Source organism: Thalassospira xianhensis MCCC 1A02616, assembly GCF_003326475.1.
Classification (GTDB): Bacteria; Pseudomonadota; Alphaproteobacteria; order Rhodospirillales; family Thalassospiraceae; genus Thalassospira; species Thalassospira xianhensis.
Genome location: NZ_JPWA01000005.1, coordinates 78,519 through 93,147 on the forward strand (window position 1 = coordinate 78,519; position 14,629 = coordinate 93,147).

13 protein-coding genes are annotated in these 14,629 nt (G+C 55.4%); 10 read left to right on the forward strand and 3 right to left on the reverse strand.

Annotated elements, in window-relative coordinates; translation table 11 throughout:
- Nucleotides 1-31: 31 nt before the first annotated feature.
- The 8 genes from TH5_RS06180 to TH5_RS06215 all read left to right on the forward strand — a co-directional run bounded on the left by TH5_RS06180 (nt 32) and on the right by TH5_RS06215 (nt 8,802).
- Nucleotides 32-1,570: a replicative DNA helicase gene (locus TH5_RS06180; RefSeq protein WP_071241145.1), complete on the forward strand. Its 1,539-nt coding sequence runs from the start codon at nt 32-34 to the stop codon at nt 1,568-1,570.
- Nucleotides 1,571-1,613: 43 nt separating this feature from the next.
- Entirely contained in the window at nt 1,614-2,735 is a 1,122-nt protein-coding gene (gene alr, locus TH5_RS06185; RefSeq protein WP_114121123.1) for an alanine racemase, read from the forward strand.
- A 58-nt stretch (nt 2,736-2,793) separates the two neighbouring features.
- Nucleotides 2,794-3,567 (forward strand): MlaE family ABC transporter permease, encoded by a 774-nt coding sequence (locus tag TH5_RS06190; RefSeq protein ID WP_114121124.1) that lies wholly within the window; start codon nt 2,794-2,796, stop codon nt 3,565-3,567.
- 9 nt (nt 3,568-3,576) lie between these two features.
- A complete protein-coding gene (locus TH5_RS06195) occupies nt 3,577-4,353 on the forward strand; it encodes an ABC transporter ATP-binding protein (RefSeq protein WP_114121125.1) in 777 nt (258 codons plus the stop codon).
- 54 nt (nt 4,354-4,407) lie between these two features.
- Nucleotides 4,408-5,820: a DNA repair protein RadA gene (gene radA / locus TH5_RS06200; protein ID WP_114121126.1), complete on the forward strand. Its 1,413-nt coding sequence runs from the start codon at nt 4,408-4,410 to the stop codon at nt 5,818-5,820.
- A 62-nt stretch (nt 5,821-5,882) separates the two neighbouring features.
- Nucleotides 5,883-6,569 (forward strand): CvpA family protein, encoded by a 687-nt coding sequence (locus tag TH5_RS06205; protein WP_114121127.1) that lies wholly within the window; start codon nt 5,883-5,885, stop codon nt 6,567-6,569.
- Nucleotides 6,570-6,631: 62 nt separating this feature from the next.
- Nucleotides 6,632-8,092 carry an amidophosphoribosyltransferase gene (purF, locus tag TH5_RS06210; RefSeq protein ID WP_114121128.1) on the forward strand — a complete coding sequence of 487 codons (1,461 nt, stop codon included), beginning with the start codon at nt 6,632-6,634 and terminating at the stop codon, nt 8,090-8,092.
- Nucleotides 8,089-8,802, forward strand: coding sequence for an SDR family NAD(P)-dependent oxidoreductase (locus TH5_RS06215; protein WP_114121129.1), 714 nt, complete (start codon nt 8,089-8,091; stop codon nt 8,800-8,802). Before purF ends, TH5_RS06215 begins: the two co-directional genes overlap by 4 nt.
- A gap of 53 nt (nt 8,803-8,855) precedes the next feature.
- Here TH5_RS06215 and TH5_RS06220 read toward each other — a convergent pair whose 3' ends face one another.
- Nucleotides 8,856-9,761 (reverse strand): LysR family transcriptional regulator, encoded by a 906-nt coding sequence (locus tag TH5_RS06220; RefSeq protein WP_114121130.1) that lies wholly within the window; start codon nt 9,759-9,761, stop codon nt 8,856-8,858.
- 103 nt (nt 9,762-9,864) lie between these two features.
- Here TH5_RS06220 and TH5_RS06225 point away from each other — a divergent pair, with 103 nt between their 5' ends.
- Both TH5_RS06225 and TH5_RS06230 read left to right on the forward strand, forming a co-directional pair.
- Nucleotides 9,865-10,902 carry an aldo/keto reductase gene (locus tag TH5_RS06225; protein WP_114121131.1) on the forward strand — a complete coding sequence of 346 codons (1,038 nt, stop codon included), beginning with the start codon at nt 9,865-9,867 and terminating at the stop codon, nt 10,900-10,902.
- Between the two features lie 129 nt (nt 10,903-11,031).
- Entirely contained in the window at nt 11,032-11,619 is a 588-nt protein-coding gene (locus tag TH5_RS06230; protein WP_114121132.1) for a TlpA disulfide reductase family protein, read from the forward strand.
- Nucleotides 11,620-11,664: 45 nt separating this feature from the next.
- Here TH5_RS06230 and der read toward each other — a convergent pair whose 3' ends face one another.
- A complete protein-coding gene (gene der, locus TH5_RS06235) occupies nt 11,665-13,146 on the reverse strand; it encodes a ribosome biogenesis GTPase Der (protein WP_062951930.1) in 1,482 nt (493 codons plus the stop codon).
- Between the two features lie 122 nt (nt 13,147-13,268).
- Nucleotides 13,269-14,609 (reverse strand): outer membrane protein assembly factor BamB family protein, encoded by a 1,341-nt coding sequence (locus TH5_RS06240; RefSeq protein ID WP_114121133.1) that lies wholly within the window; start codon nt 14,607-14,609, stop codon nt 13,269-13,271.
- Nucleotides 14,610-14,629 lie beyond the last annotated feature (20 nt).

Sequence of the window (14,629 nt, forward strand, 5' to 3'; positions counted from 1 at the left end):
CCCAACAAGATGACTGATACCTTTTTACGTCATGACTGATCCCCAGCTAGATGCCCTGTTCGCACCCCTCGAAGAAAACCACGGTGGTAACACCGAAATGGTGCTCGAACGGACTCCGCCTCATAACTTCGAGGCCGAGGCTGCTTTGCTTGGGGCTATCCTCAATAATAACGCTGCCTACGAGCGCGTTTCAGATATCCTGCGCCCCGAACATTTCGCGGACGCCCGCCACGGTCGTATTTTTGAGGCCTGCGGGAAACTGATCGAACGCGGTCAGCTTGCCAATCCGGTGACCCTGTCAGCTTTCTTTCGTCAGGACGAACATCTGGCCGAAATCGGTGGCGCCCAGTATCTGGCCGAATTATCCAACAACCTTGTCTCGGTTATTAATGCTGGCGATTACGGCAAGCTGGTCTACGACCTGTATCTGCGCCGCGAGCTGATCGAAATCGGTGAAGACACCGTCAACGAGGCCTATCGCTACGAAATTGAAACCGACGCCGCCAATCAGATAGAGAAAGCCGAACAGAAACTTTTCTCTCTGGCGACGGCGGGTGCTGCAGAGTCCGGTTTCGTTGCTTTCGGCCCAGCCCTGACCAAAGCATACGAGAATATCGAACACGCCTATAAGAACGCTGGCAAGGTTGTCGGGGTCACCACGGGCCTGCGCGATATTGACCGCAAGCTTGGCGGTCTGCACGCTTCTGACCTGCTGATCCTTGCTGGACGCCCATCGATGGGTAAAACCGCACTTGCAATGAACGTGGCATTTAATGCCGCCATTGCATCGCATCAGAACCGAAATACCGGTGCCGAGGCGGGTGACGAACTCAAGACTGGTGCTGTCGCGGTTTTCTCGCTCGAGATGGCGGCAGAACAGCTGGCCGGTCGACTTCTGTCCCAGGCAGCCGAGGTTTCGGGCGATAACATGCGCCGGGGTGATTTGAACGAAGACGATTTCCAGCGTCTTGTCGTTGCCACCCAGGAACTCAATACCGTTCCGCTTTATATAGATGATACGCCAGCCCTTCCGGTTTCAACCCTGCGGACACGTTGCCGCCGCCTGAAACGCCAGCACGGCCTTGCAATGATCGTCGTCGATTACCTGCAGCTGCTGGCACCACCGACCAATTTCCGTGGTGACGGCCGCGTGCAGGAAGTTTCCGAAATTACCCGTATGCTCAAGGCAATCGCCAAGGAACTCGAAGTTCCGGTCCTTGCCCTGTCGCAGCTTTCACGTGCCGTCGAACAGCGCGAAGATAAACGTCCGCAGCTTTCCGACTTGCGTGAATCCGGCTCGATCGAGCAGGACGCCGACGTCGTCATGTTCATTTACCGAGAACAATACTATCTGGAACGTGCTGAACCGGCACAAAGACCGGAAGAAGCCACCGACAAGTTCGGCGAACGCTACTCCCAGTGGCAGGATCGTTTGAACCACGTCTACAACACCGCAGAAGTCATTATCGCCAAACAGCGTCACGGCCCGGTGGGCAACGTACGCCTGTTCTTTGACGGGAACTACACCAAGTTTGGCGACCTTGACCATATCGAAGAAGAATATGAATAGGCCTTGGGCCTGAAACCGAAACGGACTCCACGGGGTATTGCGAATGAGCGTTCTTCCCGCCGCCGGCCGTGCTGCTGAGTGTGCCGAACTTCAGATCAATCTGAAGGCGATTGCTGACAACTATCAGATCATCAAGAAACGCTACAAAGGGCGGACTTGTGGCGCGGTTGTCAAAGCAGATGCCTATGGACTTGGCGCGCAAACGATTGTGCCAGTTCTGAAAAAGCAGGGTTGCCGTCTTTTTTTTGTCGCGCAGGCAAACGAAGCCGCCGACCTGTTTCCGCTTCTGCGTGGTGGCGGTCGCATTGCTGTCCTGAACGGTGTTCTGCCCGGCGACGAAGAATTCTTTATCGAGAACGACGTCATTCCGGTTCTCAATGACCTTGGCCAGATCGAACGCTGGTCAAATCTGTGCCGCGAACATGAACGTCCGGCACCGGCCTTCATCCATCTTGATACCGGTATGAACCGACTGGGTCTTGCCCCGCGTGAAATCGGAGAGCTGGTTGATCGTTATTCGTCCCTTTTGTATGGCTTCGAGAAGGCGGGTTACATGACTCATCCTGCCGCCGCCGACGAGGCCGAAAATCCGGTCACGGCCGAGCAATACGAATTGTTCATGAAATGGTATCGCCGCCTACCGCCTGCCCCGCGTGGATTCTGCAATTCTTCGGCGATTTTCCGCAACAATGACTACCATCTTGAATTCTGCCGTCCGGGATTTGCGCTTTGGGGCGGAAACCCGACCCCGGAAGCCACCAACCCGATGCGACCAGTAGTCAAACTGACGGCCAAGGTGCTTCAGATTCGTCAGATCAACGCTGGCGAAGCGGTCGGCTACGGCAATACGTGGCGTGCCCAGCGTGCAAGCCGCATCGCGACGGTTGCCGTTGGCTATGCAGATGGTTGGCTACGTTCACTTTCAAATGCGGGAAAAGTGCGTATCAAGGGCCACGAAGTTCCTTATGTCGGGCGGGTTTCGATGGATGCGATCAGCATCGACATCACCGATCTTCCGGGTAAACCGCTGCAGCCTGGCGACATGATTCCGCTGATTGACGACAAAATGACGGTTGACGACATTGCAAGTGCTGCGGGTACAATCGGTTATGAGGTACTGACTTCTCTTGGACATCGCTACCGGCGGGTCTATACAGAAAGCTGACTTGAATAAATCGGCCAACGCCACTGACTGGCCTGCAACAGGGGAAATAATAATTCCAATGCCGATCTTTGCGCCGGTTGGCCGTATGTTCCTTGCCTTTTTGGCCCTTGTCGGTCGCGTCACGGTCTTTGCCGGGCGCACGGTTGGCCATATGGTAACACCGCCATTCTATTTCCGCCTGATATTCAAACAGATGCGCGAGATCGGTTATTTCTCGTTGCCTGTCGTTGCCATGACGACCCTGTTTGCCGGGATGGTTCTCGCCCTGCAATCCTATTCAGGCTTTTCACGCTTTTCTGCCGAAAGTGCGGTTGCCACGGTTGTCGTCATTTCGATGACCCGCGAACTGGGCCCGGTTTTGGCTGGCCTGATGGTTGCCGGGCGTGTCGGCGCGGCGATTGCCGCCGAAATCGGTACCATGCGCGTCACCGAACAGATCGACGCACTGGTGACGCTTTCGACCAACCCGTTCAAATATCTGGTTGTGCCGCGTGTCGTTGCCGGGCTGGTGACCCTGCCCATGCTTGTTCTGATCGGTGATATCATCGGGGTGCTGGGCGGATATCTTGTCGGGGTCAACAAGCTTGGCTTCAACGAAGGGTCCTATATCCGCAACACATTTCAGTACCTTGAACAGCTTGATGTGATTTCGGGTCTAGTAAAAGCCGCTGTATTCGGGTTCCTGATCACGCTGATGGGCTGTTATCACGGATATCATTCTCGTGGCGGTGCTCAGGGTGTGGGCCAGGCAACGACCAATGCCGTGGTTTCAAGCTCCATCCTGATCCTGATCTCGAACTATATCGTCACCGAACTCTTTTTCACACGCTAAGGGCGGGATATGAGCGACACAGCCAAAATCTCGCTTCGTGATGTGCACAAATCCTTTGGCCCGAAAAAGGTGCTGCAAGGTATCAATCTGGATGTCGGCCCCGGGGAATCCGTTGCCATTATCGGCGGCTCGGGCACCGGTAAATCTGTGACCCTGAAATGCGTTCTGGGTCTGCTTGTTCCCGAACAGGGGTCCATCAAGGTCAATGGGACTGAAATGGTTGGCGCATCGCGTTCAACCCGCGAAGAAATGCTGGCCCATACCGGCATGCTGTTTCAGGGGGCAGCACTGTTTGACTCCCTGCCCGTTTGGGAAAATGTTGCCTTTGGACTGATCGAAGGTCGCGGCATGAAACGCAAACAGGCCCGTGACATTGCGATTGCACGTCTTGCCGATGTAGGCCTCGGCGCAGAAGTCGCCAATATGTCCCCGGCATCCCTCTCTGGGGGCATGCAAAAACGTGTCGGCCTGGCACGTGCCATTGCGACCGAGCCAGAAATCCTGTTTTTCGACGAACCGACCACCGGTATCGATCCGATCATGGGCGATGTGATTAACGACCTGATTGTCAAATGCACCCGCGAACTTGGTGCCTGCGCCATGACCATTACCCATGACATGGCAAGCGCACGCAAAATCGCCGACCGGGTTGCCATGCTGTATCAGGGCAAAATCATCTGGGACGGCCCGGTTTCTGAAATCGACAATGCCGATAACCCCTATTTGCAACAGTTCGTTTCAGGTGATATCGAAGGTCCGCTGGATCTTGATCTGAAGCATCTCTGATTACCGATCAAGCCCCTTGCCCGTTTCGTTCCATCCTTATGCGCGGAGCCACCAGTGGCCAAAACCCAAAGTCGTTTCATTTGCCAGAATTGCGGTGCCGAATACCGGAAATGGACCGGGCGTTGTGATGCATGCGGTGAATGGAATTCGATCGAGGAAGAACGTATCGAAGCCGGACCAAAGGCAACCGGTGGCATCGCGACAGGGTCCAAGGGCAAACAGCTTGATTTCGTCGCCCTAGAAGGTGAGAGCGCAAGCCCGCCCCGTATCATCACCGGCATTGCCGAACTTGATCGTGCGGTTGGCGGCGGTCTGGTACCCGGTTCTGCCCTTCTAGTTGGCGGCGATCCTGGGATTGGAAAATCGACGATCCTGTTGCAGGCGGTTGGCGTCCTGTCGGCCAGACATAAATGCGCCTATATCTCGGGCGAGGAAGCGGTTGATCAGGTGCGCATGCGTGCCGCCCGTCTTGGACTTGAAAAATCAAAGGTCGATTTTGCCGCCGCAACCAGCCTGCGCGATATCATCGCGACACTGGATCAAAGTTCACATGAAGTCGTAGTCATCGATTCCATCCAGACCATGTATGCCGATACGCTCGACAGTGCCCCGGGTACCGTATCGCAGGTCCGCGCCTGTGCACTTGAATTGATCCGCCTTGCCAAGCGCAAGGGATTTGCCGTGATCCTTGTCGGTCACGTCACCAAAGAAGGCCAGATTGCCGGTCCACGCGTTCTGGAACACATGGTCGACACGGTCCTTTATTTCGAAGGCGAACGTGGCCACCAGTTTCGCATCTTGCGTGCGGTTAAGAACCGTTTTGGCGCGACTGATGAAATTGGCGTGTTTGAAATGGGTGATGCGGGTCTTGTAGAAGTCCCGAACCCATCGGCCCTTTTCCTTGCAGACCGCGAAGCGCCCGTATCGGGCACAGCCGTGTTTGCCGGGCTTGAAGGCACCCGCCCGATGCTGGTCGAGATACAGGCACTGGTCGCGCAATCAGCCCTCGCCACACCACGTCGCGCGGTTGTAGGCTGGGATTCGGCCCGCATGAACATGATCCTTGCGGTTCTCGATGCGCGCTGTGGTTTGCCGCTTAGCCAGTTTGACGTTTACCTGAACGTTGCCGGCGGCATGCGCGTGGGCGAACCTGCCGCCGACCTTGCCGTCGCTGCCGCTCTGATATCCGCCGTGGCCGATGCACCGGTTCCCGCCGAAACCGTTATTGTCGGCGAAGTTGGTCTCTCGGGCGAAGTCCGCCCTGTCGGTCAAATCGAATCGCGCCTTAAAGAGGCCGCCAAACTCGGCTTTGTAAATGCCTACAGCCCGCGAACTGGCGGCAACGGTAAAAAGAAGATCACGATCAAGGGCCTTAACCAGCGCGAAATTGGCCATCTTCAGGATTTGGTAAATCTCTTCGGCGACGATGTTCGAGACAATGTGCGTCCGCGTGAAGACATGTATTGATCATTGCCTGGACTTTTTGTGCGCGTACTGCGAACTGACTGACCAACAGGATTTACGAAATCATGGACTTTTCCAGCCTGCCCGATCTTGGTGCACGGGACGTATTCGATCTGGTGATAGTGGGCATTGTCCTGATCTCGGGTCTGTTTGCATTTTTCCGCGGCTTTATCCATGAAACCCTGTCGATGATGGGTTGGGTCGGGGCTGGTGTCTGTGCTCTGTACGGGTACCCGATTGCGCGTCCCTATGTCCGCGATCTGATCCCGTCCGAACTGATTGCTGATCTGGCAACCGGGGTTGGCCTGTTTCTGATCAGCTTCCTGATCTTTTCCTTCATCAGTGGCCGGATTGGGCGCGCTGTTCAGAATTCCGGTCTTGATAGCCTCGATAGCACACTTGGCTTTGTCTTCGGGCTTTTGCGTGGAGGGCTTATCGTCTGTATCGGCTTTCTGGCCCTGTCATGGCTTTTACCGGCAACCTCGCAGCCAGACTGGGTTCGCGATGCCCGCACACGCCCGGTTCTGGAAGAAGGCGCGTTCCTGCTGATGCGCGCAATGCCCGATGAAATCTTTGACACAACGGCCGAAGAAATGGCCCGTGCTCAGCGTGATGCAGAAATCAACGACCAGACATACCGTCAACTTCTGGGTCCCGAGCCAAAAGGTGCTGGACCCAAGCCCCTAAACGGGTATACAAGGCCCTCGCGCGATGATTTGGATCGTCTGATAGAGGCGACCACCAACGAGTGAGGCGACAGGGTTTCGCATGGGTGCGGCATCCTGCGCCACCGGCGAGAGAGCGGAACCCACTCATGCTGACCACCAATCCATTTGACGACGACAAGCTGCGTGAAGAATGCGGTGTTTTCGGTGTTTTCGGGTCGCCCGATGCGGCGGCCCTGACGGCCCTTGGCCTGCATGCTCTTCAGCATCGCGGACAGGAAGCCGCCGGCATCGTTTCCTATGACGGCGAAGATTTCCCTGCACACCGGGCGTCCGGTCAGGTCGGTGATATCTTCGGTTCAGAAGACGTAATCAAAAGCCTGCAGGGCCACCGTGCGATCGGCCATGTGCGCTATTCCACAGCCGGGGGCAAAGGCCTTCGCAACGTGCAGCCGCTATTTGCAGATTTCGAATTCGGCGGCCTGGCAATTGCGCATAACGGTAACCTGACCAACGCGCTTGCCGTGCGTGAACGTCTGGTCAAACGCGGGTCGATCTTTCAGTCGACCTCCGATACCGAAACCTTCATTCACCTGATCGCAACCAGCCTTTACGAAAAGATTGTTGATCGTCTGATCGATGCCATCCGTCAGGTCGAAGGCGCATACAGCCTTGTGGTCATGACCCAGAAGAAATTGATCGGTGTGCGTGATCCCCTGGGTGTCCGTCCGCTGGTTCTGGGCAAGCTGAATGACAGCTATATCTTGTCATCGGAAACGGTTGGCCTTGATATCGTTGGCGCGGAATTCATCCGCGACATCGAACCGGGTGAAATCGTTGAAATCACCGATGATGGCCTCAAGTCGATCAAACCGTTCAAACCGGTGAAATCGCGTTTCTGCATATTCGAACATGTCTATTTCGCCCGCCCCGACAGCATTGTCGAAGGCACAAGCGTTTATGACGTGCGCAAAAATATCGGTCGCGAACTGGCACTTGAATCCGGTGTTGATGCCGATGTGGTCGTGCCGATCCCCGATTCAGGTGTCCCATCCGCCCTTGGCTATGCCGAGGCCAGCGGTGTACCGTTTGAACTGGGCATCATCCGCAACCATTATGTCGGTCGAACCTTTATCGAGCCGACCGATCAGATCCGCCACCTTGGCGTGAAGCTGAAACACAACGCCAACCCCGGCAAGCTCAAGGGCAAACGCGTTATTCTGGTCGACGATTCCATCGTTCGCGGCACCACCTCGACCAAGATTGTCGATCTGGTCCGTCAGGCCGGTGCCGCCGAAGTACATATGCGCATCGCAAGCCCGCCGACCACCAATCCCTGTTTCTATGGTGTTGACACACCGTCGAAGGAAAAACTGATGGCGGCCAATCACGACATCGAAAGCATGGCAAAGATCATTGGTGTCGACAGCCTTGCCTTTGTCACCATTGATGGCCTTTATCGCGCAGCTGGCCTTCCGGGACGCGACAATGATAGTCCGGCCTTCTGCGATGCCTGCTTCACCGGCGATTACCCGATCCGTCTGGTCGATCATCAGGCCGAGAACAAGGACCGTAAACTCAGCCAGCTTGTCGAAAGGCAGTCCGCATGAGTGAGACCAAGCGCCTTGAAGGCCGCGTTGCCCTGATCACAGGGGCCTCGCACGGGATCGGTCGCGCGGTTGCAAAACGTTTTGCCGCCGAAGGTGCCACTGTCATTGCGCTGGGTCGCAATGTCGGTGCGCTTGAAGAACTTGATGACGAAATCCGGGCTGACGGCGGGAAACTTGTACTGCTGCCGATGGACTTGACCATGTATGAAAAGATCGATGCCATGGGTGCATCGATTTATGAACGCTTTGGCAGGCTTGATATCGTCGTTGGCAATGCCGGACTTCTGGGTGAACTTGCCCCGGTCGGTCATATCGATACACAGGTGTTTGAAAACACATATGCGACCAACGTCACGGCGAACTTCCGTCTGATCCGCAGTGTTGATAAACTCCTACATCTTTCCGATGCCGGGCGTGCGATTTTCGTGACCTCGAATGCATCGTCCAAGGGGCGTGCCTTCTGGGGCCTTTATGCTTCGACCAAGGCAGCCCTTGAGAGTCTGGTGCTGTCCTATGCCCAGGAACTCGAAGAAACGCCTGTACGCGTTAATCTGATCAATCCGGGCCGTATCCGCACCAAGATGCGCGCCGAAGCCTATCCGGGTGAAAATCCCGAAACGCTCCCGACTGCTGAAAGCATCACTGACGTGTTTGTCGATCTGGCTGCGGCTGATTGTACACGTCATGCAGAAGTCGTCGACGCCTACTGATACGACAGTGATCGAGATTGCGGAGGCCGGACAGGTTGATTGTCCGGCCTTTTTCAATTCAGGCGGATGTTTTCGGCGCAGAAATCCAGAAACGCCCGAACACGGGCCGGTAAATGCCCGCGCCCGCCAATATAAACGGCGTTAATATCGACACCGCCACCGGGATAAAATTCGTCCAGCAAGGGTTCAAGCCCGCCATTTGCCAGATCGTTTTCGACGTGAAACCGGGCAAGCCGAACGATGCCGCCGCCGGCAACGGCCAATTGACGCGCGCTTTCGGCATCCCCAACATCAAATACGCCGCCCGGCATTACAGAAACCTCCTGCCCGTTTACCCGAAACGGCCAGTCCGGAATAACACGCTGAAAGTTGTACCCGATCAATGTATGACCTTGCAGTGCATCTACGGTCGTTGGTCGCCCGTGTTTTTCAAGGTATGCCGGGGACGCGGCAATCACCATCCGGCATTGGCCAAGCTTGCGCGCAATCAGTCCGGATGACTGTAATGGACCACTTCGGATCGCGACATCAGCGCGTTCCTCATACAGATCCATCACCTTATCGCTGACCGTCACATCCAGCGTGATATCGGGATACTGTTCCCGAAATCGCGGTACCAGTGGCAAAAGGCGGTGCAGGCCGACCGGCACGTTAGCCGTCACGCGCAACCGTCCGCGCGGTGTCATTGCAGTTGCGGCTTCCTGTTCTGCCTCATTCAGATCGGCAATGATATCAAGTGCCCGCCCATAAAAACGCTGCCCTTCGGATGTCAGGTGCAACTTGCGAGTTGATCGATTGAACAATCGCGTTCCCAGCCGGTCTTCCAACCGGCCAACAAGCTTGCTGACGGCGGATGGTGTCATGTTAAAATCGCGCGATGCAGCCGAAAAACCGCCACGTTCAACGACACGCACAAAGACTTCCATCTCGCCGGATCGATTGGTTTCAAGTCGCGCCATAGTGAATTCAACTCACAAATCTTCTTCTTAGAATATCCCTAGTTGAAAATGCGCCCTTTGTCCATATTCCGTCCATGAACCATTTCCAGCGACGGAGAAGACAATGGAATACAGACAATTGGGGAATTCCGGTTTGCGTGTTCCCGCACTTAGCTTTGGCGCCGGGACCTTTGGCGGCCAAGGTCCCCTGTTTGGCGCGTGGGGAACAATTGATGCCCGCGAAGCCAGCCGCATGATCGATATCAGCCTCGAAGCAGGCTTGAATATGTTCGACAGTGCCGACGTCTATTCCGATGGTGCGTCTGAACAGGTTCTGGGCGAAGCCATCAAAGGACGCCGCGACAAAATCATCCTGTCGACGAAGCTTGCCCTGCCTGTTGGCGATGGCCCGAATGACTTTGGCACCTCGCGCCACCGCCTGATCACGGCAACCGATGCCGCCCTGAAGCGGCTGGGAACCGATTATATCGACCTGCTGCAACTTCACGCCTTTGATGCCTTCACCCCGATCGAGGAAGTCTTATCAACACTTGATGACCTTGTACGTGCCGGGAAGCTAAGCTATATCGGCGTATCGAACTTTGCCGGGTGGCAGATCATGAAGTCGCTCGCCGTGTCTGATCGCCTTGGTTACAGCCGCTATGTCGCCCATCAGGTTTACTATTCACTGGTGGGGCGTGATTACGAATGGGATCTGATGCCGCTGGCACAGGATCAGGGACTAGGCGCACTGGTCTGGAGCCCCTTGGGATGGGGCCGGTTAACTGGTAAAATCCGCCGCGGCACACCGATACCGGATGGCAGCCGCCTGCATGAAACCGCACAATTCGGCCCGCCGGTCGAAGAAGATCATCTATATGACATTGTCGATGTGCTTGATGAACTGAGTGCCGAAACCGGCAAAACCGTCCCACAGATTGCCATCAACTGGCTGCTGCAGCGCCCCACCGTGGCGTCGGTGATTATCGGGGCCCGCAATGAACAGCAATTGCGCGACAATCTGGGTGCGGTTGGCTGGTCCCTATCCAGTGATCAAATCACCCGCCTTGATGCCGTCAGCAAAAGGCAGCCGCCCTACCCGCATTACCCATATTACATTCAGGAAGGCTTCGCCCGACTGAACCCACCCCTATTTGCATAAGGGTTATAAATACCTGCCATAGAGCCGATCATCCGATGTTGATCACAACGGATTGATCGGCTCTGACTTGTCTTTGCCAACATCAACGGCTAGTCGGAATATCCGGTTTGATCATGCCATGGATACCCGATGCGATTTCTGCGCTGCCTTCTTATCGTTTCTGCAATATTTGCCGCCACAGCACCTGCCTTCGGGCGGACTGAAGCATCACCGCTGACGCTGATGGGTGAAAGCAGCCAGTTTGTCGAACTTGATCCCCATCGGATCGCGCGCAACACCCCATTTTATGACCGTCGAAATCACCCGACCGATATCAGCACCTATCGCGGCAAGGTGGTTCTCGTCAATTTCTGGGCCAGCTGGTGCCTGCCCTGCATGGCAGAAATGCCCTCGCTTGATCGGTTGGCCAATGATCATTCCAATGATGATCTCGCCATCATTCCGATCTCGATAGACGAAGATGGGTTGCTGGCTGCGATTCCCTTCTACCGCCGACTGATCCTTGAAAACATTGATCTTTTTGTCGACCCGAATGGCGAAACCACCTATAGCGACCGCAACAATCCAAAGAATGCCGAGTTTGCCCTTTATGGCCTGCCGATCACATATGTCCTTGATCGTGATGGCCGTATTCTTGGCTATATATCGGGATTGGTCGATTGGCAGTCAGACGATGCAGCGGATTTCATTGATCGTCTTTTAGAACCTTACAAATAAAAACGGGGGCAAAAGTGCCCCGTTTTATGTTTATGCAATCAAGCCCTAGCGCTTTTTCTTCTTGTTGCCATAGGGGTTGTCACTGCTACGCAGATAAATACGGATCGGAACGCCAGGCATGTCAAAATCTTCGCGAAGCCCATTGATCAGGTAACGCGTATAACTTTCGGGCAGTTCAGCCGCCTTGGAACAGTTGATAAAGAAACTTGGCGGACGCGATTTGGCTTGGGTCATATACCGCAGGCGGATACGACGCCCCGAAATGACCGGCGGCAAATGGCGTTCGGTAATGGCTTCGAGCCAGCGGTTAAGCTGCGATGTCGGAATACGGCGGCTCCAGATATCATAGATGTCAAGAACGGTCGGCATCAGGCTGTCCGTGCCGCGCCCGGTCAGGGCCGAGAATGTCAGGATCGGAATGCCCTTGGCCTGCGCAAAGGACGTATCAAGCTTGTCACGCAGTGCCGACATCACACCGGCCTTGTCTTTGACCGCGTCCCACTTGTTCACAGCAATGATCAGCGCACGGCCTTCTTCAAGGACCATGCGTGCAATCGTCAGGTCCTGCTTATCAAGCGTATTGGTCGCATCAAGCATGATGACAACGACCTGTGCATAACGGATCACACGCAGGGTATCAGTGACTGAAAGTTTCTCAACGCGATCATCAATCTTCTTCTTGCGGCGCATCCCGGCCGTATCGACCAGACGGATCGGACGCCCTTCATAGGACCAGTCAACCGCGATGGAATCACGGGTCAAACCGGCCTGCGGCCCGGTCATGACACGGTTTTCACCCAGAAGCTGGTTCAGAAGGGTCGATTTGCCCACATTCGGACGACCGACAATCGCAAGCTGGATTTTCGAATTATCCTTGCGAACAACTTCTTCCTCGCCCTCATCGTCTTCGTCATATTCGATTTCAAAGGACGGGAATGAACCATCATCCTCGTCCATTTCGTCATCTTCGAAATCGTCATCAATGGCGGCAAGATCGCCTTCCTGCCGTGCCTTGCGCTGCTTGTCGCGATATTCTTCCCAATGAGGGCGCATGATATCGATCAGCAATTCCATGCCAAGCCCATGCTCCGCCGAGATCGGTGCAACATCGCCAAGACCAAGACCATAGGCCTCGTAAAGGCCGGCATCCTGATCCTTGCCCTCGTGCTTGTTGGCAATCACATAGACCGGTTTCTTGCGCTTGCGCAACCAGTCGGCAAAGTGATTGTCAAGCGGGGTCAGGCCCGCACGGGCATCAATCAGGAAAAACGCGATATCACATTCCTCAAAGGCCATTTCGCTTTGCTGGCGCATTTTGCCTTCGATGGAATCGTCAAACGCCTCTTCCAGACCGGCTGTATCGATAATGTCGAATCCCATATGGCCAAGACGCGCCTTGCCATAACGGCGATCACGCGTGACGCCCGGCTGGTCATCGACCAGCGCCAGCTTCTTGCCGACCAGACGGTTAAACAGGGTCGACTTCCCAACATTGGGGCGACCGATAATGGCTACTTTCAGCGACATCTGACTTTCAGACTCATTGTTATAAAACGGCGATGTGCGCCGAGGGGCAGTTTACCCCGTTCCGGCGCACGCGCATATCAGGCAAAAGATCGGATCTTTTGCGAAAAACTGTGTTCGACCTGTCAGCGATACGCGATTAGATCGGCATCCGCAGTCAGGAAGTAAAGACTGTCACCCGCAACAGACGGCGGCAAGGTGATCGGGCCGGAAACTTCATCCTTGCCCATGATCTCGCCGCTATACGGGGAAACGGTCATGATTTCGCCCTGCTCGTTTCCAACGATCAACCGGTCGCCGACCAGAACCGGACCAGTCCATACCATCGGCTCTTCCTGATCTTCGGGATCGACAAAACGCGGCAAAGCGGTCACCCATTTAACCTGTCCGGTGTCCCGACGCAAGGCAATCAGATCATTTGTGTTGGTAAGAACAAAAACATAGTCGCCAGCAACCCATGGTGACTGGATGCCGCCGGCCTCCAGTTCCCAGACGCGGTACCCGGTACGCAGGTCAATCGCAACCGTCAAACCGGCATTACTGGTGGCAATCACCAGATTATTGTCGATCACCGGAAGGCCGCGAATATCCGCAATGGCAGAAACCGCATCGGTACGCCCGGCCGATGCAAGCGCATCGGACCAGATCACCTGACCGTTTTCAACACGCAGCGCATACATTTCCCCGGTGGTGTAGGCAGAAATGACAACTCCCTGATCCACGGCCGGGCTTGCACCACCGATAAAGGACGCACCTTCGGATGCGCCTCGATGGGACCAAAGCGTATCACCGGTCATTGCATTCAACGCGACAGTCTGGTTATCGACCGTCACGACAAAAACGCGCCCGCCACGGACTGTCGGTGCGCCACGCATCGGGGCAGTTACCTGCGCACGCCACATGACGGTCGCACTTGGCGCATCAATCGCGATGACCTCGGCAAAGCCTGTGGTCGCATACAGAATTCCGTTTTCATAAGCAAGACCGCCCCCCAAAAGGGTGCTGTCTTCGTCCTCGTCCTTTGCCAGTTCCAGCGACCAGATACGCTTGCCGGATTTGGCACTAAAGGCACGAACAACGGCATCGGCATCAATGGTAAAGACAACACCGCGCGCAACAATCGCCTGGTTCAGCAGAAGGTTGTCATCCATCGACCCTTCGCCGATACCAACCGACCAATCCTGACGCAGGACATCGTTTTCAAGACCGACATGATGCAATGCATGGCTGGGCAGACCACCATTCTGTGGCCAGTCTTCCATCGGCTCCGGTTCCGGCAGGATCACACGCTGGTCGCTTAGTGCCACATCGGGCTGAACCGTGCTTTCAAGTGACAGCACTGCAAGACGTTCACCGGGAAGCGGCGGATCTTCAGTTTCACCGAACCAGCCTGAACATGCCGAAACGGCAGCCGACATGCCCATGACGCACAAAAGGGATTTAATGTTGCGTGGTCTCAAAACCATATCCTCTGATCCAGTCCCTG

Coding starts and splice junctions, on each gene's coding strand:
- purF (WP_114121128.1), top strand. CDS start 6,632: ATGCTGACCACCAATCCATTTGACGACGACAAGCTGCGTGAAGAATGC.
- TH5_RS06205 (WP_114121127.1), top strand. CDS start 5,883: ATGGACTTTTCCAGCCTGCCCGATCTTGGTGCACGGGACGTATTCGAT.
- TH5_RS06220 (WP_114121130.1), bottom strand. CDS start 9,761: ATGGCGCGACTTGAAACCAATCGATCCGGCGAGATGGAAGTCTTTGTG.
- TH5_RS06225 (WP_114121131.1), top strand. CDS start 9,865: ATGGAATACAGACAATTGGGGAATTCCGGTTTGCGTGTTCCCGCACTT.
- TH5_RS06195 (WP_114121125.1), top strand. CDS start 3,577: ATGAGCGACACAGCCAAAATCTCGCTTCGTGATGTGCACAAATCCTTT.
- TH5_RS06190 (WP_114121124.1), top strand. CDS start 2,794: ATGCCGATCTTTGCGCCGGTTGGCCGTATGTTCCTTGCCTTTTTGGCC.
- TH5_RS06180 (WP_071241145.1), top strand. CDS start 32: ATGACTGATCCCCAGCTAGATGCCCTGTTCGCACCCCTCGAAGAAAAC.
- alr (WP_114121123.1), top strand. CDS start 1,614: ATGAGCGTTCTTCCCGCCGCCGGCCGTGCTGCTGAGTGTGCCGAACTT.
- TH5_RS06230 (WP_114121132.1), top strand. CDS start 11,032: ATGCGATTTCTGCGCTGCCTTCTTATCGTTTCTGCAATATTTGCCGCC.
- TH5_RS06240 (WP_114121133.1), bottom strand. CDS start 14,609: ATGGTTTTGAGACCACGCAACATTAAATCCCTTTTGTGCGTCATGGGC.
- der (WP_062951930.1), bottom strand. CDS start 13,146: ATGTCGCTGAAAGTAGCCATTATCGGTCGCCCCAATGTTGGGAAGTCG.
- TH5_RS06215 (WP_114121129.1), top strand. CDS start 8,089: ATGAGTGAGACCAAGCGCCTTGAAGGCCGCGTTGCCCTGATCACAGGG.